The 26,008-nt window shown below is 32.9% G+C and carries 28 protein-coding genes; 11 read left to right on the top strand and 17 right to left on the bottom strand.

Translation table 11 applies throughout. From position 1 onward, the window contains the following. The first annotated feature begins 3 nt into the window (after positions 1-3). The 5 genes from RM542_RS11910 (at position 4) to rlmB (ending at position 7,476) form a co-directional block, all read left to right on the top strand. Positions 4-3,369, top strand: coding sequence for a VCBS repeat-containing protein (locus RM542_RS11910; RefSeq protein WP_311385968.1), 3,366 nt, complete (start codon positions 4-6; stop codon positions 3,367-3,369). 45 nt (positions 3,370-3,414) lie between these two features. Then, positions 3,415-4,752: an aryl-sulfate sulfotransferase gene (locus RM542_RS11915; protein WP_311385969.1), complete on the top strand. Its 1,338-nt coding sequence runs from the start codon at positions 3,415-3,417 to the stop codon at positions 4,750-4,752. 149 nt (positions 4,753-4,901) lie between these two features. Beyond that, complete coding sequence (locus tag RM542_RS11920; protein WP_311385970.1) at positions 4,902-5,645, top strand: hypothetical protein; 744 nt, start codon at positions 4,902-4,904, stop codon at positions 5,643-5,645. Between the two features lie 194 nt (positions 5,646-5,839). After that, positions 5,840-6,574: a hypothetical protein gene (locus tag RM542_RS11925; RefSeq protein ID WP_311385971.1), complete on the top strand. Its 735-nt coding sequence runs from the start codon at positions 5,840-5,842 to the stop codon at positions 6,572-6,574. A 164-nt stretch (positions 6,575-6,738) separates the two neighbouring features. After that, a complete protein-coding gene (gene rlmB / locus RM542_RS11930; protein WP_311385972.1) occupies positions 6,739-7,476 on the top strand; it encodes a 23S rRNA (guanosine(2251)-2'-O)-methyltransferase RlmB in 738 nt (245 codons plus the stop codon). Here rlmB and RM542_RS11935 read toward each other — a convergent pair. Next, complete coding sequence (locus tag RM542_RS11935; protein WP_311385973.1) at positions 7,473-8,201, bottom strand: rhomboid family intramembrane serine protease; 729 nt, start codon at positions 8,199-8,201, stop codon at positions 7,473-7,475. The two genes, rlmB and RM542_RS11935, sit on opposite strands and share 4 nt — an antisense overlap. 81 nt (positions 8,202-8,282) lie before the next feature. On the opposite strand from RM542_RS11935, the gene RM542_RS11940 reads away from it, so the two are divergent. After that, entirely contained in the window at positions 8,283-9,560 is a 1,278-nt protein-coding gene (locus RM542_RS11940) for a replication-associated recombination protein A (protein ID WP_311385974.1), read from the top strand. On the opposite strand, the gene RM542_RS11945 is transcribed toward RM542_RS11940, so the two are convergent. From RM542_RS11945 to radC, 6 genes are read right to left on the bottom strand one after another with little or no spacing between them, the layout of a single operon-like run. Beyond that, positions 9,557-10,384, bottom strand: a complete 828-nt coding sequence (locus RM542_RS11945; RefSeq protein ID WP_311385975.1) for a hypothetical protein — start codon at positions 10,382-10,384, stop codon at positions 9,557-9,559. The genes RM542_RS11940 and RM542_RS11945 overlap by 4 nt on opposite strands. A gap of 13 nt (positions 10,385-10,397) precedes the next feature. Further along, positions 10,398-11,849, bottom strand: coding sequence for a DUF5723 family protein (locus RM542_RS11950; RefSeq protein ID WP_311385976.1), 1,452 nt, complete (start codon positions 11,847-11,849; stop codon positions 10,398-10,400). Next, a complete protein-coding gene (locus tag RM542_RS11955) occupies positions 11,846-12,394 on the bottom strand; it encodes a hypothetical protein (protein WP_311385977.1) in 549 nt (182 codons plus the stop codon). The genes RM542_RS11950 and RM542_RS11955 overlap by 4 nt, the downstream gene beginning before the upstream one ends. Positions 12,395-12,451: 57 nt before the next feature. Next, on the bottom strand, positions 12,452-13,141 hold the full coding sequence (locus tag RM542_RS11960) for a YjjG family noncanonical pyrimidine nucleotidase (RefSeq protein WP_311385978.1): 690 nt from the start codon (positions 13,139-13,141) through the stop codon (positions 12,452-12,454). After that, the gene (locus RM542_RS11965; protein ID WP_311385979.1) at positions 13,134-14,429 is read right to left on the bottom strand and encodes a polysaccharide deacetylase family protein; all 1,296 of its coding nucleotides are present in this window, start codon (positions 14,427-14,429) and stop codon (positions 13,134-13,136) included. Before RM542_RS11965 ends, RM542_RS11960 begins: the two co-directional genes overlap by 8 nt. Next, on the bottom strand, positions 14,430-15,128 hold the full coding sequence (gene radC / locus RM542_RS11970; protein ID WP_311385980.1) for a RadC family protein: 699 nt from the start codon (positions 15,126-15,128) through the stop codon (positions 14,430-14,432). It abuts the gene before it with no gap. Between the two features lie 84 nt (positions 15,129-15,212). Between radC and RM542_RS11975 the strand changes: the two genes are divergently transcribed. After that, the gene (locus tag RM542_RS11975; RefSeq protein WP_311385981.1) at positions 15,213-15,656 is read left to right on the top strand and encodes a DUF1569 domain-containing protein; all 444 of its coding nucleotides are present in this window, start codon (positions 15,213-15,215) and stop codon (positions 15,654-15,656) included. Between the two features lie 2 nt (positions 15,657-15,658). On the opposite strand, the gene RM542_RS11980 is transcribed toward RM542_RS11975, so the two are convergent. Together RM542_RS11980 and murC are read right to left on the bottom strand one after the other, a co-directional pair. Further along, the gene (locus tag RM542_RS11980; protein ID WP_311385982.1) at positions 15,659-15,784 is read right to left on the bottom strand and encodes a hypothetical protein; all 126 of its coding nucleotides are present in this window, start codon (positions 15,782-15,784) and stop codon (positions 15,659-15,661) included. Positions 15,785-15,913: 129 nt separating this feature from the next. Then, positions 15,914-17,272, bottom strand: coding sequence for a Mur ligase family protein (gene murC / locus RM542_RS11985; RefSeq protein ID WP_311385983.1), 1,359 nt, complete (start codon positions 17,270-17,272; stop codon positions 15,914-15,916). An 80-nt stretch (positions 17,273-17,352) separates the two neighbouring features. Here murC and RM542_RS11990 point away from each other — a divergent pair, with 80 nt between their 5' ends. The 4 genes from RM542_RS11990 (at position 17,353) to RM542_RS12005 (ending at position 20,349) form a co-directional block, all read left to right on the top strand. Then, positions 17,353-17,664: a cupin domain-containing protein gene (locus tag RM542_RS11990; RefSeq protein ID WP_311385984.1), complete on the top strand. Its 312-nt coding sequence runs from the start codon at positions 17,353-17,355 to the stop codon at positions 17,662-17,664. Between the two features lie 65 nt (positions 17,665-17,729). Beyond that, on the top strand, positions 17,730-18,515 hold the full coding sequence (locus RM542_RS11995) for an SDR family oxidoreductase (RefSeq protein ID WP_311385985.1): 786 nt from the start codon (positions 17,730-17,732) through the stop codon (positions 18,513-18,515). Positions 18,516-18,625: 110 nt separating this feature from the next. Next, a complete protein-coding gene (locus RM542_RS12000) occupies positions 18,626-19,342 on the top strand; it encodes a carboxypeptidase-like regulatory domain-containing protein (protein ID WP_311385986.1) in 717 nt (238 codons plus the stop codon). Continuing rightward, positions 19,339-20,349 (top strand): transglutaminase domain-containing protein, encoded by a 1,011-nt coding sequence (locus RM542_RS12005; protein WP_311385987.1) that lies wholly within the window; start codon positions 19,339-19,341, stop codon positions 20,347-20,349. Before RM542_RS12000 ends, RM542_RS12005 begins: the two co-directional genes overlap by 4 nt. A gap of 23 nt (positions 20,350-20,372) precedes the next feature. On the opposite strand, the gene RM542_RS12010 is transcribed toward RM542_RS12005, so the two are convergent. The 8 genes from RM542_RS12010 to RM542_RS12045 form a co-directional block, all read right to left on the bottom strand. Next, positions 20,373-21,101, bottom strand: coding sequence for a LytTR family DNA-binding domain-containing protein (locus tag RM542_RS12010; RefSeq protein WP_311385988.1), 729 nt, complete (start codon positions 21,099-21,101; stop codon positions 20,373-20,375). Next, positions 21,098-22,156 (bottom strand): histidine kinase, encoded by a 1,059-nt coding sequence (locus tag RM542_RS12015; protein ID WP_311385989.1) that lies wholly within the window; start codon positions 22,154-22,156, stop codon positions 21,098-21,100. The genes RM542_RS12010 and RM542_RS12015 overlap by 4 nt, the downstream gene beginning before the upstream one ends. A 136-nt stretch (positions 22,157-22,292) precedes the next feature. Beyond that, entirely contained in the window at positions 22,293-22,586 is a 294-nt protein-coding gene (locus RM542_RS12020) for a hypothetical protein (RefSeq protein WP_311385990.1), read from the bottom strand. After that, positions 22,583-22,777 (bottom strand): hypothetical protein, encoded by a 195-nt coding sequence (locus RM542_RS12025; RefSeq protein ID WP_311385991.1) that lies wholly within the window; start codon positions 22,775-22,777, stop codon positions 22,583-22,585. Before RM542_RS12025 ends, RM542_RS12020 begins: the two co-directional genes overlap by 4 nt. A gap of 226 nt (positions 22,778-23,003) precedes the next feature. Next, positions 23,004-23,522 (bottom strand): DUF4136 domain-containing protein, encoded by a 519-nt coding sequence (locus RM542_RS12030; RefSeq protein ID WP_311385992.1) that lies wholly within the window; start codon positions 23,520-23,522, stop codon positions 23,004-23,006. Positions 23,523-23,577: 55 nt separating this feature from the next. Further along, the gene (gene obgE / locus RM542_RS12035) at positions 23,578-24,576 is read right to left on the bottom strand and encodes a GTPase ObgE (protein WP_311385993.1); all 999 of its coding nucleotides are present in this window, start codon (positions 24,574-24,576) and stop codon (positions 23,578-23,580) included. 59 nt (positions 24,577-24,635) lie between these two features. After that, positions 24,636-24,779: a hypothetical protein gene (locus RM542_RS12040; RefSeq protein ID WP_311385994.1), complete on the bottom strand. Its 144-nt coding sequence runs from the start codon at positions 24,777-24,779 to the stop codon at positions 24,636-24,638. A 10-nt stretch (positions 24,780-24,789) separates the two neighbouring features. Further along, the gene (locus tag RM542_RS12045) at positions 24,790-25,899 is read right to left on the bottom strand and encodes an adenylate kinase (protein ID WP_311385995.1); all 1,110 of its coding nucleotides are present in this window, start codon (positions 25,897-25,899) and stop codon (positions 24,790-24,792) included. Between the last annotated feature and the right edge of the window lie 109 nt (positions 25,900-26,008).

A 26,008-nucleotide genomic window follows, 5' to 3' on the forward strand; every position in this document is an offset into this window, starting at 1 on the left:
ATGATGTTCTGTTCGAAACTCAAAGAATCATTTTATGCTTATTTTTTATCTATTCTAACTTTTGGCATATCGGCAATATTTCTAACATCTTGCGTTGAAACCAATTCTAAAACAATATCTAAAAACAACCTTGAAGAGGATAGCAAAATTTTCAACTCCATAGCTAAAGAAGAAAGCGGTTTAGCTTTTAAAAATACGATTAAAGAAGATGTTTCAACTATGGAAAATCTTTTCAATTATGATTATTTCTATAACGGTGCAGGTGTAGGAATATCAGATTTAAACAACGACGGTTTAAATGATATTTTCTTTTGTGGAAATCAGGTTGACAATAAATTGTATATCAATAAAGGTGAATTGGCTTTTAAAGACATATCGCAAAAATCAGGTATTAATAAGGGAAAAAACTGGTCTAATGGAATCACTTTTGTTGATATCAACAACGATGGTTGGCTAGATATCTATGTTTCTCAGGGTGGACCTAAAAACAGAAATGAAAGAAAGAATCTTCTTTTTATAAATCAACAAAACGAAACATTTAAAGAAGAAGCAGAAGAATTTGGCTTAGACGACCAAGGTATCAGCACACAATCGGTGTTTTTTGATTTTGACAATGATAATGACCTTGACTGCCTTGTAATGAATGAAAATGAATTATATGGTGTGGATCCAATAAACCTATTCAAATTAGCCGATAAAGATGATGATTCAAGATACTATAACAGCTCACATCTTTACCGAAATGATAATGGCAAATTTATTGACATCACTAAAGAAGCTGGTATTGAAAGTCCAATATTTGGTCTTGGTTTATCTGTAACGGACATCAATAATGACGGTTGGCTAGATTTTTACATTGCTAGTGATTATTATATTCCGGATGTATTTTTCATAAATAACAAGAATGGCACATTTAGTAATCGAATAAAAGAGTTTACGCGTCACATCTCTTTTTATGGAATGGGAATGGATATTGCGGACATAAATAATGACTTAAAGCAGGATATTTTCGTTCTAGACATGGCAGCTAATGACCATATTCGATCAAAAACATTGATGGCCTCAATGAATACAGATAGGTTCGATTTTTTGATTAACAAGGCAGAGTTTCATCATCAATACATGTATAATTCATTACAGCTACAAACTGATGATTTAAAATTTTCTAACGTATCACAAGCAACCTCAATGGCTAATACTGATTGGAGTTGGTCTGTTCTCATGTCCGATTTTAATCTTGATTCACATAAAGATGTGTTCATAACCAATGGTTATAGAAGGTATGCTCTAGATAATGATTTACAGAACAACGTCTACAAAGCTAAAATGCAATACAAGGGGAATGTACCACTGGAGGTTAAAAAACAATTATATGAATCTATGCCTTCTGAAAAACTTCCGAATATCTTATATCAAAATAAGGGCAACCTTAATTTTAAAGAAGTAGCTAAAGAATGGGGACTAGCAGATTTCTCATTTAGCAATGGTACTGCTCAGGGCGATTTAGACAATGATGGTGATGTCGATTTAGTCGTAAATAATATTGATGACTATTGTTTTTTATATGAAAACTTAACTTCAGATAAGACCAAAAACAACTATTTAAAAGTAGAAACGAAAGGTGAATTATCAGAATCTTTTGCTCAAGTAAACATATACTATTCCGGACAATCTCAAGTTCAAGAAATAAGAAGAGTAAGGGGCTATAGATCTGCCCAGGAGAATCTAGCACATTTTGGTCTTGGCAAACATTCAAAAGTAGATACCATAACTGTTACATGGCCAAGTGGAAAAATTGAAAAAAAATTTAACATTCCAGTTAATGAAAAAATAGTATTTTTTGAGGAGGACGCTTCAAAACTAATAGCACTAAGAAAGGATGGAGCAAGTCAACCTTTTAAATCTCTAAATATTTCTCAAACAGGTTTAGACTTTAAACACCAAGAAAACGTTTACGATGATTTTGAAAAAGAGATATTATTACCCTATAAACAATCAACCCAAGGCCCTTTTATGTCAAAAGGCGATGTTAATGGAGATGGTTTAAAAGATATTTACATTGGTGGTGCTTCAGGACAAAGCGGAGAGCTTTATATACAAACTACTTCAGGAAGGTTCTCTAATAAAAAAATAAAAGCTTTTAACGATGATAAAAGCTATGAAGACATGGAGTCTATTTTCTTTGATTTCGATAATGATGATGACTTAGATTTATTCGTCGTTAGTGGTGGCAATGAGTTCGCTAACTATTCCTCTTTATACGCTGACCGTTTATATATAAATAATGGTAATTCAAATTTCACTAAAGCCAAGCTAGATGCCTTGAAAACCAACCCAAAAAGTGGCAAATCTGTAGCTATTATAGATTTTGACAAAGACGGAGACATGGATATTCTTGTTGGAAATAGAATAATACCCCAGAGTTATCCAAATTTTGCTCCTTCAACTTTATGGGAAAATGACAAAGGACAATTAAAAGATGTAACCAACAAAATAGCTCCGGATCTTTTAAAATTTGGAATGGTAAATAAGCTTATTGCGACCGATTATAATACTGACGGTTGGATGGATATTATGGCTGTTGGTGAATGGACAGGCATCGGTATTTTAGAAAATAACAAAGGTTATTTTAGTCTTAACAACAAACTTGACAACATTACAGACACTAAAGGTTGGTGGTTCACCATTCAAGAAACTGACATAAACAATGACGGTTTACCAGACTATATGTTAGGTAATGCTGGTCTTAACATTAAGTTTAAAGCCAGCGCAAAAAAACCATTCAAGGTTTTTGCTAATGATTTTGATAATAATGGAACACCAGATATTGTTTTAAGCAAAGAATATAATGGTCAATACGTTCCAGTTAGAGGTCGTGAATGTTCTTCACAACAAATGCCTTTTATTCAACAAAAATTTGAAACCTATTCAGAATTTGCAACCGCAAATTTATTAGATATTTATGGAGAAAAACTTGATACTGCCTATGAAGCAGAGGTGAACGAATTTCAATCTTTGTTTCTTTTAAATAAAGGAGATGGCAAGTTTGAAAAAGTTCTGTTGCCGATTGAAGCACAATTATTTCCAATTATGAACATAGTTTTTAAAGATGTAAACAATGATGGGTACGAAGATGCCATAGTAGGCGGAAATATTTATGAAACCGAAGTAGAAACTCCTAGATTGGATGCCTTTTCAGGATTAGTTTTGCTCTCAGATAAATCTAATGGCTATGTAACAATGCCTTCATCAAAATCTGGAATACTATTTAATGGAAACGTTAAAGACCTTCTTTTAATTGACAATGATCAAACTAGGCTTCTAATAGCTTCGCAAAATAATGGCACGCTTGAAGTTTATTCCTTTTAAAAAGGATTTACTACCTTCCAAAAAAATTCTATAAATACATTTGCTATGAATTTATACAACCTAAAGTTTAGGTATTCTTTGATTGCCTTCTTTTCTATAATTCTTATTTCATGTACCAGTGATTACGTTGATGAACCAGAGTCTGAGGTCGTTCAAATGGAAGATGACGATATTCCACCAATTACTACTATTGAATTTCCTGATAAGGAAGGACTTGAAGTTTTAGCAGGAGAAAAGGTCTTTGATGGATTTATACTTGTAAATGACGCCGCTGCTAATAGAGTTTATTTAATGGACAAGGCCACTACCCTAATTCATGAATGGAACTTAAACGGTAAAAGATTAGGTAACGACGCGTTTCTATTAGATGATGGTAGATTACTAGCCATGCTGGAGTCTGAGACACCTTTACTAACTTTAGGTGGATTTGGAGGTTTAATTTCTTTGATTCGTAAAAATGGAGAGGTAGAATGGAGCTATGAATATTCTAATGAGAACCATATTGCTCATCATGATGCTAAAATGCTTCCTAATGGAAATATTCTTTTTTTATCATGGGAGAAAAAATCTGCTGAAGAAGCGAATGAAATTGCTTTTTCACCGGGTACTCAAATAATTTATGATGCAGTTCTAGAAATAAACCCGACAACCAATGAAATTGTATGGGAGTGGCATATGTGGGATCATCTTATTCAAGACCTTGATGACACCAAACTGAATTTTGGAGATGTATCATTAAACCCCCAATTAATAGATATCAATTATCAAGAAGTTACAAATCCGGACGGTGATGTAAGTCATGCAAATGGTATTGACTATGATGCAGAAAACGATTTGATCTATGTCAGTGCTAATTTTTATAGCGAAATTTGGGTGATTGATCATAGCACAACTAGCGAAGAAGCCAAATCAAATTCAGGTGGAACTTTTAACAAAGGTGGAGATTTAGTATATAGGTTTGGCAATCCATCAGCTTACAAAAATGATGTAGGCCTTAGGTTATTTGACAGAAATCATCATCCTAATCTTTTATCTGGTGATAAAAAAGGAAACATACTTGTATATGCTAATGGCTTTGAAGCAGAACAATCCACCGCATATGAATTAAAAACTCCTGAAACATTTGAACTGATTCCTAATTCAAATAATGAACCAGAAATTATTTGGAGTTTTACAGATTTAGAACTTTATTCTGGTAGAGTATCTGGAGTAGATATTTTACCAAATGGCAATAGGCTTATAACTGAAGGTGATTTTGGTTTTTGGGAGGTTACTGAAGCTGGTGAAATTATTTGGCGTTATACTGAAGTTGGTTTTTTTTGGCGCGGATACCATTTTAGTAAAGATTCTGAAGCGATTAATCGATTACAGCTAGAATTCTGAAAGTGTTCAAATTGAAACCTATTTGGACCAAATTTTCTTGTATCAAGCAATAGATAGTCTTTCCACGTAAAATTTTTGAATTTTCTTAACATACTTCGCTATACTTTAACACTATTTTTAAATAAATTTGCCGCTTGAAAATATGTACTATGAAAAGAATAATCACCACTTTTATCTTTTGTTTATCCCTAACTATTGGAATAAGTCAAACAGCTGGTCAAGTTGCTAATTATGGCGCAGCAGGTAGTTCGGCGAACGCATCTGTTGGACAATTAAATACTATTCTTGGGTCTATTCAGGATTCTAATAAAAAATTATCTTTTATTGAAGGTGATGTTCAAGGCTCACCATACACGAATCAGATTTTTCTCCCAACACAACTGTATTATGGTGATGAAAATATGGGAAACATGTTTTACCGTTATAATGCTTTCAATGAAGAAATTGAAATAAAGCAAACTAATTTAGAGAGTGAAGGCATTAAGTCTTTAGGTAGAGACAAGAAAATTTCTATTATAGTTAATGGGCTACCAATGAGTTTCATAACTTTTATAGATAAAAAAGGAACGACTCAAAACGGATATTTAACCAAACTGAGTGAAGGTAAGTATGCCTTATATCGCAGAACAGATGTAAAATATACTGAAGGACAAAAAGCGCAAAATTCATTTGTTAAAGCTATTCCTGCTCGTTTTTCAAAATTTACAGAATACTATTTAGGCATTGAAGGTGTCAATAGAATTGACGAATTGGAGTTAAGAAACAGAAAATTAATAAAACTAGTTCCTGAGGATAAAAAAGAAGCTTTAAAAGCTTATTTAAAGGAAAATAATATCCGTATAAATAACGAAGCTAGCGTAATCAAAGTCTTAGATTTTTTAAACAAAGGATAAAATCAAGTTTACCTCTTAATAAAAAACCCATTATCAACATTGTTGATAATGGGTTTTTTAGTTTTCATATGTTCAAAATACAAGTAAATAGGGAAGCAATTTAAAATCTATAAGTCAGATAGGGTTACTAAAATTTAATTCAGTTCAAGTTTTTTTTCCGAATAATTTTTCATAACTTAAACAAAAACGATATCATGAAAAAAACTTTTGGATTTTTAACAGCCGCATTAGTTGCTTTTAGCCTCAATGCACAAACTTCAGGTCAAGTTGCGACCTACACAACAGGTGTTGGAGCACAGACAGATGGTCTTTACAATTATGCCATGGGCGCTATCTCTGACAAATTAGAAAAACTATCGTATGAAGATAGTACTATTGAAGGTTCTCCATACAAAGCCAACACTTTTATGCCTACCCAACTCTATTATGGTGATGAAGCGATAGGACAAGTTTATTATAGATATAACGCTCATAATCAAGAGATTGAAACTAAACAGCAGAATTTAGACCAAGAACCTATAAGAGCATTAGGCAGAGACAAGAAGATAAAACTAATGGTTGACGGTAAACCAATGAGTTTTAAGACTTTTATTGATAAAAGTGGAAACACACAAAATGGATATTTAACGCTTTTAAGAGATGGTAAGTACAAATTATATAAAAGACTAAATATTGTGTTTAAAGATGCAAAGAAAGCACCAAATTCTTTTGTAAAAGGAACACCTGCCCGCTTCACACCATTTACGGAATACTATCTGGAATCTGAAGATGGTAAAAGAATTGATGAAATTGAATTGAACACTAAAAAATTCTTAAACGTAGTTGGTTCAGAAAATAGAGAATCGGTCAAACAATTCATAAAAGAAAATAAAATCAAATTAAAAGATGAACAAGATGTTTATGCTATTTTAACTTTTCTAAATAGCTAAGACAAATATTAAAAACAGTTTTAAAAGGACAAGGTGATATTTAATTCATCTTGTCCTTTTTTTGTTTCGAAAAAACTTTCCAACTAATGTATTATGAATCAATTCTCAGATTTCAAATTAAGATGATATAACTATTAATTGATTAGTTACCTTTGCGCTCAGTTATGAAGAAGAACCAACTCATTTATGGAATTAGGGCCATTATAGAAGCAATAGATGCGCAAAAACCAATCAATAAATTATTCTTACAAAAAGGCTTAAAAGGAGATTTATATAAAGAGCTTGAAGTTAAAATTAGGAAAAGTGGACTAAGTGTATCATATGTACCCATTGAGAAGCTCAATAGACTTTCCAATAACAATCATCAAGGTGCTATCGCACAAATATCACCAGTGGCTTTTCATAATTTTGAAACCTTAATTGAAAAGATATTACAAGAAAAGAAAAAGCCGCTTTTATTATTACTAGACCAAGTTACTGATGTACGAAACTTTGGTGCAATAATAAGAACTGCTGAATGTACAGGTGTTGACGCTATTATTATTCCAAAAAGTGGTTCGGCACCTATTACAGAAGATACTGTTAAAACCTCAGCCGGAGCAGCTTTCAATATACCAATTTCTAAAGTTGATCATTTGAAAGATGTAATTTTCTATTTACAAGCGTCAGATATTACAGTAGTTGGAGCGACCGAAAAAACAGAAAAATCCATTTATGAAATTGATTTTAATACACCTTTAGCCATATTAATGGGGTCAGAAGAGAAGGGTATTTCACCTTCAATTTTAAAAATACTTAATGCCAGTGCTAAACTCCCTTTATTAGGCGAAATAGGTTCTTTGAATGTATCAGTTGCTTGTGGGGTATTTTTATATGAAGCTCTAAGACAAAGGATAAATTAATCTTCTTTTTGTGTTTTTTTAATATGATATACTAATTTCACTGTATCCTTTTCTTCATTTTCAATCTTTTCAACAAAATTACCGTTCTCGTCAAAATGTTTTAAAAATTCATCTTCTTCTTCATTAAAATCATCTTGTTCCCATTTGTATTTTTTTGACTCCGGTATAGTGGTTTTAATAAATTTCGCTAAAATTAAACCCGTAATAAACCCAGACAAATGACCTTCCCATGAGATACCTTCTTCTATAGGGAAAATATACCAAAGCATGCTACCATATATAAATACTATGGCTAAAGAAAGCGCTATTAACCGATAGTATTTCGTAAAAACGCCTTTAAAAAATACAAAACTCACTAAAACATAAATAAGACCACTTGCTCCTATATGAAATGAAGGTCGGCCGATTAACCAAGTTAAAATACCGGTTATAATAATCCCATAGCATAGCACTTTTAACGCATTCCTTTGATAAAAATAAACCAATGTTAAGGTAAGAATAGCGAGTGGAATCGTATTGTTGTATAAATGCTCTACTGAGCCGTGTATAAAGGGACTAAACAAAACCCCTTGAAGACCCAATAGTTTTCTTGGATATATACCATATTCATTAAAATTAACTCCGAGCCTGAGCTCCAACCAAAATACAGTCCATATTGCTAGTACCGCAAACATAGGTGCCAACAGCATGCTTAGTGAAAATTTAAAATAATTTGATTCTATCATTAGTATTACTCTAGCAATTAATTTACCACATTTATAAAAACGGTTAAATTGTCATCTTTGTATTTATTTTACTTTTATAACATGAATGAACCTTTAGCAGAAAGAATTAGACCTAAAACTTTAGAAGATTATGTAAGTCAAAATCATCTAGTAGGTAAAAACGGTTCATTAACTCATCAAATAGAAACAGGAGTAATTCCATCTTTAATTTTCTGGGGACCACCCGGTACAGGAAAAACTACTTTGGCTAATATAATTGCGGTTGAAAGTCAAAGACCATTTTATACTTTGAGTGCAATTAATAGTGGTGTTAAAGATATTCGAGAAGTTATAGAAAAAGCAAAACAAAGTGGTGGGCTTTTCACGACTAAAAACCCGATTCTATTTATTGATGAAATTCATCGTTTTAGTAAATCACAGCAAGACTCTTTACTGGGCGCTGTAGAAAAAGGTTGGGTCACTTTAATAGGTGCTACCACAGAAAACCCAAGTTTTGAAGTAATTCCTGCTCTATTATCACGTTGTCAAGTTTATATTTTAAACTCATTTTCAAAAGAAGATTTAGAGGCATTACTTCAAAGAGCTATGAATACAGATCAGTTCTTAAAGTCAAAAAAAATACAACTTAAAGAAACTGAAGCTTTACTTAGACTTTCTGGTGGAGATGGTAGAAAACTACTCAACATTTTTGAATTACTTATAAATGCAGACAGTGGTGATGAAATCATCATAACTGATGAAATAGTTATGCAAAAAGTACAGAAAAATACAGTGCTATATGATAAAACTGGGGAACAGCATTATGACATTGTTTCTGCATTCATCAAATCGATTAGAGGAAGTGATCCAAATGCTGCGGTTTATTGGTTAGCAAGAATGATTGAAGGAGGAGAAGATGTAAAGTTCATTGCCAGAAGAATGCTGATACTAGCTTCAGAAGACATTGGCAACGCCAACCCAACCGCTTTAGTTATAGCTAATGCTACATTTCAAGCGGTTACTACAATTGGCTACCCCGAAGCAAGAATTATTTTAAGTCAATGTGCAACTTACTTAGCCTGTTCTGCCAAAAGCAACGCTAGCTATATGGCTATAAATAAGGCACAACAACAAGTAAAAGAAACTGGTGATTTACCCGTTCCCTTACCTATTAGAAATGCACCGACAAAATTAATGAAAGATTTAGGCTATGGAGATGGGTATGCCTATGCACATGACTTCGAAAATAATTTCAAAATAGCAGAGTTCTTACCAGAAGAAATTTCCGGCACTACATTCTACAAACTAGGTAATAATGCTCGAGAAAATAATATGAAGGAATTTCTAAAAAAGAGATGGAAAAACAAATACGAATTTTAAAATTTGATATTTAATTCTTCAACTATTTTTCCTGTGGCACCTTTATATTCTAAATACCACTTTTCGTCTTTTTTTACAACAACTCCATTTACACCTTCTTGATTCACTAGAAATACATTCTCAATTGAAGTTTCACCTAAAATATATTTTATTGCCCCGTCTTTGTCACTAAGTTTATATCCACTTCCTAAGGCTTCAGCATACAAATAAATTTTCTCAGTTGTATCATCGTTAGAATCTTTAACTACATCTGTTTTTTGCATGACTTTTTCTACAATTTCTTCCTTTATAGGTTGAGCTGAAGACCGCTTCTCTTCATTAATAGCATCTTTTTCTTCAATACTTTTAACATCGTTTTTAAAACTTACTGCTATAGTTTCTTTTTCAGAATCAGCACTATTAGGTTCATAATTATGGTTCAGGCCTTGAAAAGAAGCACATGTTTCAGTAATTACAGTTTTATAGGCTTTATCTAATTCTTTGATTTTAGTTTGAGCATCTAAGGTTCTATATATGACTTCACCTTTGCAGTCCTTTAAAACTAGTGCAACTTTTGTTTTAAATAATCCAGATTCATCCAATAAATCAGTAAAAAGCGCCAAGCATCTATTTTCTTGAAGCTCAAAAGGAAGGGCATTATCATAAATAACATTAAAACCTTCAACAGTCATAAAATGCTTAATCAGTGTACTTGTTTGAAATTGATTAGGGTTTTTAAAAGCTTTAAACTTTACCGGTACAACTATATATTTATAATCATTTAACTGCCCATTTATGGAGTTAACAGCGCAAAATAGCAGTACTAATACAAATAACTTTTTCATATAATTACAGTAATCAATTACTGTTCCAAGATATGATATTAAATCCGAACTGTAAAGACGCATAATTACTTGCCGGTATATTCTGATAGCTTAGAAGATTATCACCAAGAATATAAAAATTTATTGGTCCAGCTTGCAAATTCAAGCCGAGACCAATATTTGACAAGGTATATTTATCAGCTGTGTACGTTGTTTTAATGGCTAATGCTCTTCCTATTCTTTTTTGATAAAATGCTGTAATTGTAGTTTGTGGACCCCGTGGTCTATTAATCATAAATAAGTGAGCTCCTACGGCATTCTTGTAATCAAAATTTTCTTTTTTTGAAACGGGTGTCGTTTCACAATCACATATTTGAGATTTATCAGTATACTGACCAAAATTATAACGATATGAGGCATTCAATTTAATTGGTCGTAAAGAAATATAGCTTTGATTATTGGTTTCAAAAGGAATCAAACGTTCAAAATCATCAATCAAATCTTGCCAAATATCGGCACTAAGATTTGTTAAGTCTTCAGGTAGTCTTATTTCTATACCTTCATTAGATGCAGCACCATTTAGTGTGTAATTTTTGATGTCTTTGTTATGATGAATAAAACCAACATCAAGTAAACTTGCAGTTATGAAAGAGTTTTTACCTAATTTATAAGTAAACCCAAGATCAAAACCAAATCCCAAATTACCGCCAAAAAGGGAACGTGATATTAGCAAGCTTGCCAAATCGGCCTGAGTGTTAACGGTATCCTCATCAATAATATCTAAAATTTCTTGAACCCCAGAAGTTCTCATAGTAACATCAGCAACGAGCGTATTTCTTAAAATATTATCATCACCTTGAGTTGTTACAAAATAACCTTTATTATTGGTTGACTTGAATTCATAAACACTCGAATAAATCTTAGCTCTAGCGCCAATTGTCCAACGTTCGTTTATTTGTCGATTCAATCCAAAATGAAATACACTAACAGCTTCTCCTTGCTGATTGATATCATTAAAATTAAATCTTTTATTCAAATTAGTCGCATTTCCTTCAAAGGCCAACAACGCTAAATCTTCTGGGTAAAAAATTGAAGCAAAACCCTCACCATAAGCGCCAAAAGAATAATAATCTCTTGGCTTCTTAACACTTCTAAAACCCACATTAAAAATTTCTATTTGACCACTGTAACCAAAATCATCATTTGACTTCAATCCATTTATAACTTGGTCTCTGAATTTTGTTGTAAAATCAATACCGTCTTCAGCAAAGAGGTCATCAACTGTAACACCACTCGTACCAGCTTGAATAGAAAATCCAGACAAAACAGGTATTCCTGTATGCCACTTATAAGGTGTTTTTACACCAGGATTTAAAATTAAAGATTGCGGAATTTCATAAAAATCATAAAGCAATTGCTTGTTTTGCGCATGCGATACTACCGTTCCTAAGAGAACAGAAAATATAATCAACCTTACATTTTTCATCGTAGTTTTAACCTAAATTCTGCGCTTGATCTTAAGATTATTTTCGGTTCTGTAAGTGAAGATGTACTTGTAGCATCTCCAAGATTCTCACCGCTAACTCTAATATTTGTAGTATTTCTAAGGATATCTAAACTTCTACCGCCATCTCCGTATGTTATTTGGCGTTCTAATATGGCCGTTGGAGCCGCTTCAATAACAAATGATTCACTATCAAGTACATTATCATCAGCATCTAAAAAGTCTACAGTTATTTGCAATTCTTTTGTTGTAGTGTTTTCCACCTCATAGGTAATATTACCATCTAATACATTTTCTGCTATGAATGATTCATTGAAAGCTTCAAAAGTGAAATTCTGTGTATAAAATGCTCCTGTACCTGCAGCATTTATAGTGGCCTCGTCTGACTCAAAATAAAATATACTAGAAGCTACGGTAGGTTCAACACTCAAATCATCAAATTGGTCGAAATTTTGCTCTTCAGCGCATGAAAGGAACATGAGAAATGCAGCACTGACAAATATGAATGTATGAACAAGTTTTTTCATTTTATAGTAGTTCATTTATAAGTAAACAATCAATGTCTAACCTACCCTACTATAACTCTATAAAAAACTTTTTATTTCGTTTAAATCTTCAATCATTTCACAGATCTGATGCTTCGGCTCCTGGTGAGCATTAAAATGGAGCACGCTAAAACCCAAGTTTTTAGCTCCGATAATATCCGCTTCAAGACTATCACCAATCATGAGTGAGTTTTTTGATTCGACCTTTGCTAAACTTAAGGCAAGTTCAAATATTTTTGGATTTGGCTTTTTTACGCCTGCCATTTCAGAATTCACAATCACCTCAAAATAATGTCGAATATTTGAATTTCTCATTTTCTTTTCCTGAATTTCTTCAAAACCATTTGTAATAATATGAAGCCTATAATTAGGTTTTAAATAGTCCAAAACCTCAATAGTACCAGGAAATATATGATTAAAAGTAGATAAGTGCTCAATATATGCGTCTGAAAGCACATGAATTAAATGGTCATCAACTTCAATATTTAAGCCTTTAAAAGCTTTGCTCAATCTTTGAAATCTTAGTTCTGCCTTGGAAACTCGTTCTTCACGATATAACTTCCAATATTGCAAGTTTATTGGAACATAGACCTCAAGAAATTTATCTAAGTCTATTTGCAAACCATTTCGTTCAAAAATCTTCTCAAAAGTAAGTGCGGAGTTCTTTTCAAAATCCCAAAGGGTATGGTCTAAATCAAAAAATATATCGGTTACTTTATCCTTAAACATAATAACGCTTTAACACGGCTTGATATAAGTTCAACCAATTAATCTTATGTTTTCCTCCTAAAAGTTCATTAGAAAACACCATTGTAAATTCACCATTTACGCTTTTAATCTGCTGATAAAGTTTATCTAATTTCTCAAATACCTGCTCGGGTTTTTTAAATTCCTGTAAGGTATAATCATAAACCATAAATGGATGTACTTTAATAGGCTGTTGTACTTCAAGATTAATATCATAAAAATAAAAAGGAGTACAAGTACCTGCCCTAAAACCTGCATGATGTGAATAACCCATCGAGTAATCATCAGTAAATTCTGCTTCGACCAAATTGCGATAAGTTTGAGGAATAACAACTTTATTGTACCGTAATCGGGCGTAACGTATCGGACGATTGATTAGGTTTGACAATTGTTTTTTTTCCTCTTTTAAAATAGAATTATCCGCTGAAGAAGCCATGGACGCACTTAAAGAAACTATACTATAATCAGCAACGGATTTAATCAAATATCTGAATTTATTTCTATGGACTGATACATTCTTATCGTGTGCTGAATAGGCTGCAAACTGAAAGAAAAACATAGTTCTTACTCTAAATTTCTTGTGAATTTCTAGCAATTCGTTAAAATTATCATATGGATCTTTCTTTAAGTTCAACCAAACAGAAACTCGTTTTGCCAGAGCTCTAATTCTAAACTTACTTAAGTCAAGAAAAAAACCAGCTATATTTCTAGAAAAACCTTTAAGAGCATAAGAATGTGAAGTGGTTACATTGATAATGGAAGTAAACCTATACTTATTTGGCTTGAAAATTAAATCAGGAAAACGCCCTACTAAATTCTCCAATAACCTTTTCACCCAAAGATCGATAACCGGTTGTTCTAAAAATTCTTTTTGAAAAGCTAGGCTGATTTTTGGTGGAAAACGCCCTAAATCGTCTTTAACATGTGGTAGATATTCTTCATATCTGCTCAATAAATAAAAACTCGCAGAAAAAATATCAAAAGGTATAGAACTACCTTCTCCAGCTTCAAAAAAACAAGGAACTCCATCCCAATCACTTATTTTGATATGAATATCATTAATACCTTGTTCAAAAAGCAAATCATTAGAACGAATAAAAAATTCATTTTGAAGTGGTTGTTTGGTATAGGTAATTTTTGGTCCAGAGTGCTTTATAAAATCTTCTACTTTAGTGGTATATGACACCTCAATACCCAACATACGAGTGAAGATGTGTTTCATCACATAGCCAAATCGCTTTGAAATCTTATGAGTGTATATTAGTAGCATTTAAAGAATTTGTTCATCTGCAAAACTAAAATAAGCCTTTTGAGTGATGATTAGATGATCTAACACCTTTATATCTATAGCTTCAGCGGCTACCTTTAATTTATGCGTAATTTGTTTATCAGCCGTACTTGGTTTTAATGTACCCGAAGGATGGTTATGGGCTAATATTAAACCTACTGCATTTTGTTCCAAAGCCTGTTTTAAAACTAATCGCACATCAACTAAAGTGCCAGTTATACCGCCCTTACTTAACTGTTCTTTGTGTAGAACCATATTCGAATTATTAAGATAAATAATCCAAAACTCTTCATGAGGCAACTCCCCTATTATGGGTTGTAATAAATCAAAAACATTGGCACTACTAGTAATTTTATTGATGACTTCTTCGGTATCAATACGTCTTCGTCTACCAATCTCTAAAGCAGCAGCAATTGTAATTGCTTTAGCTTCACCTATGCCCTTAAATTTCATCAATTGTGGAATAGACAATTTACCAAGGTCATTCAAGCTATTATTAACAGAAGCTAAAATTCTTTTAGAAAGTTGTACAGCACTTTCTTCTCTATTACCCGAACTAATAAGAATGGCTATCAATTCGGCATCGGAAAGTGTAGAACGCCCTTTCTTAGCTAATTTTTCTCGAGGTTTATCATCATCAGCCCAATTTTTTATAGAGAATGAAGCTTGCTTTTCTTGCATTTGATAAAGATAACTTGATTTTTGGATTTGGCTTTTAGGTCATTTAGTTTGTACCTTATACTCATTAATTTAATCATCAGTACCATGAAATCACTTTTGACGAATGAAGGCCATCAAGACATTAAGTCAAGATTAGAAAAGCTTAACGAAAACTCTGAACGTCAATGGGGTAAAATGACTGTTGGCCAGATGGCTTGGCATTGTCAATACCCTTTAAAATTAGCCATTGAAAATAGGGAAAACAGTTCAAAAGGAAATTGGCTTATCAAGACATTTTTTAAAAAATCACTTTATAACGATAAACCTTGGAGAAAAAATTTACCAACTGCGCCACAATTAAAGGCTAAGAAACCAAAAGAATTTCAGGCAGAATTTGACAAATTGAAAACACTGGTTGATGAATTTGCTAAATTGAACTTAAGAGAAAATTGGTATCCACATCCGTCTTTTGGTGAGTTCACAAAAGAACAATGGGGTCAATTAGAATACAAACATTTAGACCACCATTTAAAGCAGTTTGGGGTTTAGTTTTAGTTAATTTTACCTTCTTTATTAAAATCCTCTAGAATTTCAGTTTTAATACGTGTATCATTTACACTACGGTCTTCCTCGATAATACTATTAGAAACACCAAGCATAATGGCAACAAGAATCATAGACGCCAATTGTTTAGGTCTTACAAAAAATAACTGCTTTGTATAAAAATTAAAGTTTTTCACAGTCTCAGTCGAACAAAAACTATTCCTAAAAACTGAGTTCTGCCAAATCTGCACTTAAACAAACAACTAAGAGCAAATCAAACTTTTTATTTCACCAAAATCTAAGCCTCCGTAATTACCAGAGCTCATTAGTAGTAAGGATGTATCTGTTAATTCTTGACTAAATAAATAGCTTTTAAAAGCAATAGGGTCTGTAAAAATCTTTAGGTCTTTTCGCTGAAAAGCGTCCGCAATTTGTTCTTCAGTAATTACTTCTAGTTGTTTAATGGCTAAGGCTTTTGGAGAATAAAAAACAACAGCCTCATCTGCAGCATCCAAGGCACCATTATATTCTTTCAAGAAATTAACATTCAAACTACTATAGGTATGTAACTCTAGGCAAGCCAATAATTTTCTGTTTGCGTACTGTGCTTTAACTGCATTCGTCGTTGCCTTCACTTTACTGGGTGAATGGGCAAAATCTTTATAAGCAACGCTATTATTACTTTCAGCTATTTTTTCTAATCTTTTTGATGCTCCTTTAAAGGTGGCGATGGCTTCATAAAAATCATCCTCATCAACGCCCATATTTTGACATATCCATTTAGCTCCAGAGAGATTATTAAGATTATGCTTGCCAAATACTTCAATCGGCATTGCTCCTTCTGAGGTTTCCAACAAGGTTGTGCCATCTTCTACACGATAGTTAGGAGTATGATAAGGTAATTTTCGAATACTATTTTCAGAGGCTTCAACTACAATTTTAACCTCTTCATCTTCTTCGTTATATGTGATACTGCCTCCTTTGACAATACTATCCACAAATATTTTAAACTGTTCTACGTAATTTTCATAAGTAGGAAAGACATTTATATGGTCCCATGCAATGCCACTTAACAAAGCTATATTTGGTTGGTACAAATGAAATTTTGGTCTTCGGTCAATGGGAGAAGAAAGATATTCATCACCTTCTAAAACAATAAAATCATTCTCTTCTGTTAAGTGTACCATCCGCTCAAAACCATCTAATTGAGCACCAACCATAAAGTCTACTTCTCTATCATGGTAATTCAATACATGAAGTATCATAGATGTAATTGTAGTTTTACCATGGCTGCCTCCAATTACTACCCGTGTTTTATCTTTTGACTGCTCGTATAAAAATTCGGGATAAGAGTAAATCTTTACCCCTAACTCTTGTGCTTTAAGTAATTCTGGGTTATCGGATTTGGCATGCATTCCTAAAATTATTGCATCTATCCTATTGTGAATCTTATCAGGGTACCAACCAAATTCTTCCGGTAATAATCCTTTTAATTGTAACCTTCCTTTGGAAGGTTCGTAGATAACATCGTCACTTCCTGTGACTTGATAACCTTTATGTGCTAAGGCTAAAGCCAAGTTGTGCATAGCGGAACCGCCAATTGCGATAAAATGTACTTGCATAGTTCTCAAATTGCTTTCAAAGATAGGTAATGGCTTAAAATTCTTTGGTGATTCTTATTATCTTGGTAAAAAGAAATTTTATGAATTTATTAGACATACCATCAAAAGAAATTATGCCAGGGTATCATGCCAAAATGATTCATGCAGAAAAAATGAGCTGGGCATTTTGGGACGTAGAAATTAATGCTGAAGTACCAATACATCATCATATACATGAACAGATAATGCACGTAGTTGAAGGTACTTTTGAATTTACGCTAGATGGCCATACAAAAACATACAACTCTGGTGATGTTGTTGTAATTCCTTCTAATACACCTCACGGTGGAAAAGCCATAACTGCTTGTAAATTGATGGATATTTTTAGCCCCGTCCGAGAAGAATATAAATAAGCCCCACCTCTAAATCCACTCCCCAAGGGTGAGGAACTTTTAAAAAAGACAATAAAGTATACTTTATGAATATATCATTAAAAGGAAAAAAAGCACTAATTGGCGGCAGTAGTGGCGGCATAGGCAAGGCAATTGCACAACAGTTGGCAGAAAGTGGTGCTAGCGTAACATTAATGTCTCGTAATGAATCTAAAATCATTGCTATTTTAGAAAACCTGCCAACTGATCAAGGGCAAAAACATCAATTCCTTGTAGTCAATTTTAATGATTACCAAGGCTTCAAAGCCATTATTTTTGATTTTTTTAAAGAAAATACAGTTGATATTTTAGTGAACAACACTCAAGGTCCAGAAGCTGGAGGAGCTCTTGAAAAAACAGTGGACGACTATCAAACAGCTTTTGATTTGCTCTTTAAAACCGTCGTATTTACTACCGAATTTGCTTTAAAACATATGCTCAAACAAAAATGGGGTCGTGTAATTAATGTAGCTTCAGTTTCGGTTAAAGAGCCTCTGAACTATCTTGCGTTATCAAATACTATAAGAGCGGCAGTAACTACATGGGGCAAAGGTCTCTCTATTGATGTTGCCAAAGAAGGCATAACCGTAAACAATATTCTAACAGGATATTTTGATACCGATCGCATTACACAACTTAACGCTAAGAAAGCTGAAAAGTTAGGGGTTTCTGAAAAAGAAATTCGAAGTACCATGGAACAAAATGTACCTGTCAAACGCATTGGTAAACCTGAGGAATATGGTTTTTTAGTTACTTTTTTGGCCTCAGAGAAAGCAGCATATATAAACGGCACTAATATCCCTATTGATGGTGGATTGTTGAAATCACTTTAACGTAATTTCAAAGGTTGTTTCACTCATTCACATCTATAGTTGCCTAATTCTTGGTTTTAAAACCCTAAATAATAAGATAGTTTGGCTTCATAATAATAATCCAGTGTATTATGAAAACAGAATTAAGTATTACCGTAAAAGAACCTTGTTCAGAAAATTTCGATAATTTTAAATCCACCAATGACGGTGGGTATTGTGAAAACTGCCAAAAAGAAGTCATTGATTTTACTAGAATGTCAAATTTTGAAATTATGAAACGACTCGAGAATACCACAAAAACTTGTGGCAGGTTTATACAGCACCAAATCAATACACCAATTGTCATGAATCCATCTCGATTTTCATGGTTTGGTAAGGCTGCAGTAGTTGCAGTTTCATTATTCGGTGTAGCAGGCACAACAAACTTACATGCTCATAAAGTTAAATTACCTACAATAACAGTACAAACCGAAACTGACTCTGTCAGCCCATTAAAACTAGTTAAATTAGAGGGGGTATACACGGTAAAAGGAAAAGTTTCAGATGCACAAAACTTGCCATTAGCTGGAGTCAACGTTGTTTTAAAAGGCAGCAATATAGGTATACAAACAGATTTTGACGGTAAGTTTGAATTTCCTCAAAAGCTAAGCGAAGGTGACGTTCTTCTATTTAGCTACATAGGTTTTGATACCAAGGAATATTTAGTAGAATCTTCTGAAGAAAAACTTATTGAAATCAACATTCAATTTGATGACACTGATATTATTTTAATGGGAGACGTAGCAGTTGAAGGTGTCTATAAATCAAAGAAAAATATATTTCAAAAATTTATTGGCCTTTTTAAATGAGATTTCTTCTCACTCTATTTTTAATTTTTCAAACAGCGCTTCATGGTCAACAAAAAGATTTTAATCTTATTGATTATGAAAAAGCTGATAATACAGCTAATAAGCTCGAAGGGGCAAGTTTAAAAAACTTACCCCTTTTAACTTACAATTTAACCAATGATTTAAAAACCGATGTTGAAAAGTTTAGAGCTATTTATTTATGGGTTTGCACAAATATTGAGAATGACTACGTTTCTTATATAAAAACAAAAAATAAGAGAAAAAAAATAAAGAAAAGTAACGCTTCATTTTTAGCTTGGAATAAATCTTACACACCAAAAATGTTTCGGCGATTGGTCAATGATAAGAAAACTGCATGCACAGGTTACGCCTATCTCATAAAAGAAATGGCCAATTTAGCCGGTTTGCAATGTGAAATTGTCAACGGTTTTGGCAGGGTTTTGAATGCGGATTTAAATATAAAAAGCGCACCTAATCACTCTTGGAACGCAATTCAACTTCAACAAAAATGGTATTTATGCGATGCTACATGGTCTGCAGGTACTTTTATTATCAATGAGGACATACCTGTATTTAAAAAGAACTTCGTTAACGGTTATTTTTTAACCTCACCAGAATATTTTAAAAGAAATCATTATCCTATTGATAAAAAATGGTTACTCAGTAATCCTAATTATAAATTCGAAGATTTTTTAGCAGAACCCTTGCTTTATAAAGATGCTTTTGAATTTGGCACTTACCCGATAACTCCAAATAAAATGAAGATTTCGCTCAACAAAGAATCTGCTTTTGAAATGATAGTTCAAAGCGAAAAGAAATTAGTTAAAGAAATGTTTCAGTTCACACTTAATGATGGAAATAAATCTAAAACCATTATTCCGGAAGTAGAGGTCGTCAAAAATGGCTATTTGCTCAGACATCAATTTCAATTTAAAGGCACTTATGACCTTCATTTAAATTTGAATAAGAAACCTTTAGCAACATATGTAATTAAGGTTACTAAATAAATTTATACAAAGAAAGTCAGTTATTAAAAACTCATCTTATCCTTAAATAGATAAGATTGTCTTCGAGAAACCTCAACCTCTTCGCCATTTTTCATGGTCAATTTTAGTTTGCCATTAAACCAAGGCACCACATTACCAATAAAATTTGTGTTTATAATCTGTTGCCTATTGACCCTAAAAAATGATTCAGTTGGTAATTTGTCTTCTACCTGATTCAAAGACTTATAAAGCATAGGCTTTTGATCTTCAAAAAATACCCTAGTGTAGTTTCCAACAATTTCAAAATGAGAAATAGAGCCAATTTTAACGAGCCAGCACTTTTCGCCATCTTTTATAAAAATCTGACTGTTTTCTGAGAGCCTCTTGACGGTGTTATTACCTTCTTCTACTTCATTACCTTCTAATTTAGCTTTAACCTTTTCAATGGCTAATGCAAAACGTTTTTCATTAATTGGTTTTAAAAGGTAATCTAAGGCGTTGTATTCAAATGATTTTATAGCATATTCATCAAAAGCAGTTGTAAATATGGTAATTGGAACCTCATCAAGCATTTCTAGTAACTCAAATCCATCTTTTTCGGGCATGTTAATATCCAAAAAAAGTAAATCCGGATTTTCCTTTTGAATTAATTCAAAACCTGCATCAACATTCTCAGCTTCTCCAATAAGCTCAATATCCGTATGCGCTTTTAAAAGTTGTTTCAGCTCATTACGCGCTAATCTTGAATCCTCAACTATTACCGCCTTAATCATAGTAAAGGTATATTAATGGTAGCCACAACTTCCTTGGAAATTTCTTCCAACTTAAATTGAGCTTTGTTAACATATAATAATTTCAATCGTTGACGAATATTATTTAAACCCAATTGCGTGGAGTCTTTGGAAATAGATAATTTGCCCGTATTGGAAACCTTAATTAGTAGTTCATTATTTTCCTTATGAACTTTTAAACTAATCTTGCCACCATCTTTTAATTTCGAAATACCATGTTTAGCCGCATTCTCTACCAATAGTTGAATTAGCATTGGGGGAATTTGCACTTGCAAGCAATCTTTCTGCACCTCCTTAACGAAATCAAGACGGTCTTCAAACTGAATTTTAGAAAGATCTATATAATTATCAACCATCTCCAATTCCTCTTCTAAGGCTATGGCATTAATATTATTCTTAGTTAGAGAATATCTAAGCATCTCGGAAAGCTTTGTTAGCATTTCTCTTGACCTATCCACATCTTCAAGCATTAAACCTCGAATATTATTCAGGCTATTAAACATGAAGTGCGGGTTTATTTGCCCCTTGAGTGTATTTAATTGTGCCTGTTTAAGATTCGTATTTAGCTCTAATCTCTCAATACGATTACTATTGAACTTCAATAAAAGTTTTATGCCCAAATAACAAATTACCCAAGCAAAGACGTTGAATATAGAACTGAATACAATTAGCCATTTGCTATCATAAATTTTCATCAAATCCAACTCATCGGAAGACAATGAAGGTCCTAATTTCACATAAACGTACCCAAAAACAATGTTTAACCCACCAAAAATAGCTGCAGCTGTAATTGTAGACAAAACAATTTTGAGCAATTCTTTCCACCCAAATTGCTCAAAAAATATGCTTTTTTTTAAATACCATCTTAAAAGGGAAGTAGAAAACACACCAATGAACAGACCTCCTAAAAAAGAATAAAGTAAAAACTCAAAGCTGACATTTTTCAAAACAAAGATGGAAAGAGAATTCAAAAAACCCCATCCAGCAAATTGTAAAATCCAGAAAAATAGATTTCTGTTCTTATCTGTAATATTCATTTTAACTTACAGTATTATTTTAATGCGATCAAAGATAAATAAGTTTACTAAAAGTAAAGTTCTATGAAAAGGAGGCGCTAAGGGTCAAGTTACTGTCTAGATTTTGCTTTAAAATAGTATTCAAGCAGTCTAAAATTTAATGCACAAACTGATAAAGCAACTTTCCAAAAATAAACCCAACACCACCTGAAAAAACCACAGCTAATAATGTTGCAGAAATTATTAGTGCAGGGTTCTTTTTTATCAACTTGGCTTCATTAAACATTTCAATTTTCTCCTTTTTAGTAAAAGCGAAAACAAAAGCAACTACTCCCAATATTGTTAATAAAAGAATTTGAATGATATGCTTTGACAATGCTACACTAAAAATAGCGCTAACTAGTAGTAATGCACCAATAAATAAGTAGGCTATTTTAGTATTATTCTTCATATTGTTGTTTCTAAAGTCTTGGTATTTTCTTCTTTGTGCATTACTGCAGTACCCATTAAAGTTAACCCAATGTATATTGGAAAGAAGTTAGTAGCTAAGCTTTTACTGCTTATGGCTAAAAAGGTGCCAACCAATAAAGTGATTGAGCCAATTATAAATACTACTTGTTTAATATTTTCAGAATTTTTCATGTTTTAAAGTTTTAAGGTTGATTGATATTTAAAGTAAGATGCTTAATACAAGTGAAACTATTAATTTGACTAGTGCTATCATTATATATTCTTTTGTTTTAATTGATTATGAAGCAAATATATAAGTGAGCTTAGGTCTCGGAAAGTAATTTATGACCAACGGTAATCTAAGCTTACCGAACGGTAGAAAGTAAATACCCAATCATATTTTAAACTATTTCGTGAATTACTGTGGCGGAAATTTTGCCAATACCTTAGTAACTATAGCGTTAAGCCTTTCTTCACGAACACTAGGTGAAGCATTATCTCTGTAGCCAGATTCGCTAACAGCTTGCCAAAACAAAGCGTCTTTTTGGCTATCTACAAAATCAAATCGAATTTCTCGTTGCCAGCCAGAACTACCTACAGGAATACCTACTGAAACTCCTCCACCAACATTCCGACCACCACCGCCAATACCAATACCGACGTTGTTGCTAGGTGCTGTTCTATATTCGGAACTTAGAATATTAATGAAAAAATCTGGCTCCTCAGCCAATAGAAAGCCTTTGACTTGCAAACTTGAGTCTAAAGCTTTTACCAAACGCTTTTCGTCTAACTCACTCAAACCTGATTCTATATCTGAAAAATAATTATAGGTACTATAATTAGTAAAATCGGTAACCTTATCATAGTCATAGTTGACTCTTACCGAATTGCATGAAATTAGCAGCACCACAATAACTATGTAAAAAAAGTTCTTCATGAGGAATGAACTTAAATTTACGAATAAATGCTTTGAAGAAAGTTAAAATGACACACTATTCGTTCAACTGTTTCCAGAGTACATCTTTCAATTCTTGTATACCTTTTTGGGCAACAGAAGAAATAAAAAGGTAAGGAGCGTTTAAAGTTGCATCTAATTCTACCTTCATCATCTGCTGCAATTCGTCATCTAACATATCTGATTTAGATATAGCCACAATACGCTGTTTGTCAACTAATTCTGGGTTATATCTTCGCAACTCGTCTAAAAGTATTTCATATTCTTTAGAAATATCTTTACTGTCTGCAGGAATTAAAAATAATAGTGTCGCATTACGTTCAATATGTCTAAGAAAATAATGTCCAAGCCCTTTGCCTTCTGCGGCACCTTCAATAATACCAGGAATATCGGCCATTACAAAACTTTGAAAATCACGATACTCAACAATACCTAAGTTTGGTTTTAGCGTAGTAAACTCGTAGTCAGCTATTTTTGGTTTTGCTGAAGTAATTACTGAAAGTAACGTTGATTTTCCAGCATTCGGGAAACCTACTAAACCTACATCTGCTAATAACTTTAACTCTAAAACAATATTATGTTCTTGGCCTTCAATACCAGGTTGGGCGTAACGAGGAGTTTGATTAGTAGATGTTTTAAAGTGCCAATTACCGCGACCACCCATACCACCTTCAGCAACTATCTTTTCTTCTCCATTTTCGGTTATTTCAAAGAGAATTTCATTGGTATCACCATTACGAACCACAGTCCCTAAAGGCACATCCATATACACATCTTGGCCATCAGCTCCGGTACTTCTATTTTTACTGCCATGTTCGCCGTGACCAGCTTTAAAATGCTTTTTAAACTTATAAGTTACAAGTGTCCAAAGGTTGCTATTGCCTCTAATTATAACATGACCACCGCGACCACCATCTCCTCCATCAGGGCCTCCTTTGGTTATATATTTTTCGCGATGTAAATGCACAGAGCCCTTGCCACCATTACCGGAAGTAACAAAAGCTTTTACATAATCAACAAAATTGCCTTCCGTCATTTTTAAGGTTTACAAGGTTTAAATTTTCAATCCTAGGTAGAAATGAATAAAGTGTTTAGTTACCCTGTGGGTATAGAGTCATCAAAATAAAATAGATAAATAAAATATGCTGCTGCGGAAATTAAAAACAAAAGCACCGCTGAACAACCTGTAATAAAACAACCTTTAAACGCATACTTTGGTGATATAACTTCTTCTGGCATAATTTAAGATTTACCTTAGACTGTCTATTACCTTAGCCAAACGTTCAGTAATATCTGATATCTCCCCTATTCCATTTACAGAATGAAACTTGTTTTGCGCTGAGTAAAATTCTTTAAGCGGCGCTGTTTTTTGATTATACTCATCAAACCGATTACGAATTTTTGACTCATCTTGGTCATCACTTCGTCCACTTTCTTTACCTCTTTCTAATAAACGAGCGACTAAAATATCATCTTCTGCTTCTAAAGCAATAGTAGCATCAATTTTCATATCCTTTGATTCCAAGAAATTATCCAAGGCCTCAGCTTGAGCTGTTGTTCTTGGAAAACCATCAAAAATGAATCCAGCTGCTTCTGGATTTTTTTCCACCTCATCTTTCAACATACTTATAGTGACTTCATCAGGCACTAAGTCTCCTTTATCCATATATGACTTTGCAAGCCTACCTAGTTCGGTATTATTTTTAATATTAAATCTAAAAACATCACCAGTAGAAATGTGTTTCAAGTTATATTTTTCTTTTAAGAAACTAGCTTGAGTTCCTTTACCGGCTCCGGGCTTTCCAAAAAGCACTAGGTTAATCATATTCGTTTGGTTTAGTTGATAAACTTCTCTCAAATTTCGGCCTAATTCATTGTAATCTAGACCGTACCCCACAATAAAACAATCAGCTATTTCAAGACCTACATAATCAATGAGGTATTCTCCATTATAGATCTCAGGCTTATGAAATAATGATGCTATTTTAAACTCTTTGACATTAGTATTTGAAAACAAATTGACCAACTGCTGCAAAGTGCGACCTGTGTCAATAATATCTTCTAATATAATAACACTCCTTCCTTCAATATCTTCAGATACATCTAACAAAGTTTCAACAATACCAGTAGACGTTAAGCCTTGATAAGAACTTAATTTTACAAAAGAAACTTCACAAGGATGTTGATAGGCTTTTAAAAAATCTGCCACAAACATAAATGAACCGTTTAAGACTCCCACAAAAATGGGTGTTTCGTCTTTATAGTCAACAGCAATATTATCAGCCATCTTTTGAACAGCTTCTAAAATTTGCGTCTCACTTAAATAAGGTTTAAAAAGCTTGTCATGTAGCTTTATCAATGTATTCTTGTTTTTTATGAAGATGGCAAAGATAGCATTTTTTAAATGTGCTTTTTAGAGCAAACCTTCACCCTTTTGGGAATTCGGTGTATTTTTGTTTTTATCACAA

Source organism: Croceitalea sp. P059, from assembly GCF_031846365.1.
Taxonomy (GTDB): Bacteria; Bacteroidota; Bacteroidia; order Flavobacteriales; family Flavobacteriaceae; genus Croceitalea; species Croceitalea vernalis.

Bases quoted from the DNA above. Each gene is read 5' to 3' on its own strand.
- RM542_RS11910 (WP_311385968.1), top strand. From the start codon at position 4: ATGTTCTGTTCGAAACTCAAAGAATCATTTTATGCTTATTTTTTATCT.
- RM542_RS11915 (WP_311385969.1), top strand. From the start codon at position 3,415: ATGAATTTATACAACCTAAAGTTTAGGTATTCTTTGATTGCCTTCTTT.
- RM542_RS11920 (WP_311385970.1), top strand. From the start codon at position 4,902: ATGAAAAGAATAATCACCACTTTTATCTTTTGTTTATCCCTAACTATT.
- RM542_RS11925 (WP_311385971.1), top strand. From the start codon at position 5,840: ATGAAAAAAACTTTTGGATTTTTAACAGCCGCATTAGTTGCTTTTAGC.
- rlmB (WP_311385972.1), top strand. From the start codon at position 6,739: ATGAAGAAGAACCAACTCATTTATGGAATTAGGGCCATTATAGAAGCA.
- RM542_RS11935 (WP_311385973.1), bottom strand. From the start codon at position 8,201: ATGATAGAATCAAATTATTTTAAATTTTCACTAAGCATGCTGTTGGCA.
- RM542_RS11940 (WP_311385974.1), top strand. From the start codon at position 8,283: ATGAATGAACCTTTAGCAGAAAGAATTAGACCTAAAACTTTAGAAGAT.
- RM542_RS11945 (WP_311385975.1), bottom strand. From the start codon at position 10,384: ATGAAAAAGTTATTTGTATTAGTACTGCTATTTTGCGCTGTTAACTCC.
- RM542_RS11950 (WP_311385976.1), bottom strand. From the start codon at position 11,849: ATGAAAAATGTAAGGTTGATTATATTTTCTGTTCTCTTAGGAACGGTA.
- RM542_RS11955 (WP_311385977.1), bottom strand. From the start codon at position 12,394: ATGAAAAAACTTGTTCATACATTCATATTTGTCAGTGCTGCATTTCTC.
- RM542_RS11960 (WP_311385978.1), bottom strand. From the start codon at position 13,141: ATGTTTAAGGATAAAGTAACCGATATATTTTTTGATTTAGACCATACC.
- RM542_RS11965 (WP_311385979.1), bottom strand. From the start codon at position 14,429: ATGCTACTAATATACACTCATAAGATTTCAAAGCGATTTGGCTATGTG.
- radC (WP_311385980.1), bottom strand. From the start codon at position 15,128: ATGCAAGAAAAGCAAGCTTCATTCTCTATAAAAAATTGGGCTGATGAT.
- RM542_RS11975 (WP_311385981.1), top strand. From the start codon at position 15,213: ATGAAATCACTTTTGACGAATGAAGGCCATCAAGACATTAAGTCAAGA.
- RM542_RS11980 (WP_311385982.1), bottom strand. From the start codon at position 15,784: ATGATTCTTGTTGCCATTATGCTTGGTGTTTCTAATAGTATTATCGAG.
- murC (WP_311385983.1), bottom strand. From the start codon at position 17,272: ATGCAAGTACATTTTATCGCAATTGGCGGTTCCGCTATGCACAACTTG.
- RM542_RS11990 (WP_311385984.1), top strand. From the start codon at position 17,353: ATGAATTTATTAGACATACCATCAAAAGAAATTATGCCAGGGTATCAT.
- RM542_RS11995 (WP_311385985.1), top strand. From the start codon at position 17,730: ATGAATATATCATTAAAAGGAAAAAAAGCACTAATTGGCGGCAGTAGT.
- RM542_RS12000 (WP_311385986.1), top strand. From the start codon at position 18,626: ATGAAAACAGAATTAAGTATTACCGTAAAAGAACCTTGTTCAGAAAAT.
- RM542_RS12005 (WP_311385987.1), top strand. From the start codon at position 19,339: ATGAGATTTCTTCTCACTCTATTTTTAATTTTTCAAACAGCGCTTCAT.
- RM542_RS12010 (WP_311385988.1), bottom strand. From the start codon at position 21,101: ATGATTAAGGCGGTAATAGTTGAGGATTCAAGATTAGCGCGTAATGAG.
- RM542_RS12015 (WP_311385989.1), bottom strand. From the start codon at position 22,156: ATGAATATTACAGATAAGAACAGAAATCTATTTTTCTGGATTTTACAA.
- RM542_RS12020 (WP_311385990.1), bottom strand. From the start codon at position 22,586: ATGAAGAATAATACTAAAATAGCCTACTTATTTATTGGTGCATTACTA.
- RM542_RS12025 (WP_311385991.1), bottom strand. From the start codon at position 22,777: ATGAAAAATTCTGAAAATATTAAACAAGTAGTATTTATAATTGGCTCA.
- RM542_RS12030 (WP_311385992.1), bottom strand. From the start codon at position 23,522: ATGAAGAACTTTTTTTACATAGTTATTGTGGTGCTGCTAATTTCATGC.
- obgE (WP_311385993.1), bottom strand. From the start codon at position 24,576: ATGACGGAAGGCAATTTTGTTGATTATGTAAAAGCTTTTGTTACTTCC.
- RM542_RS12040 (WP_311385994.1), bottom strand. From the start codon at position 24,779: ATGCCAGAAGAAGTTATATCACCAAAGTATGCGTTTAAAGGTTGTTTT.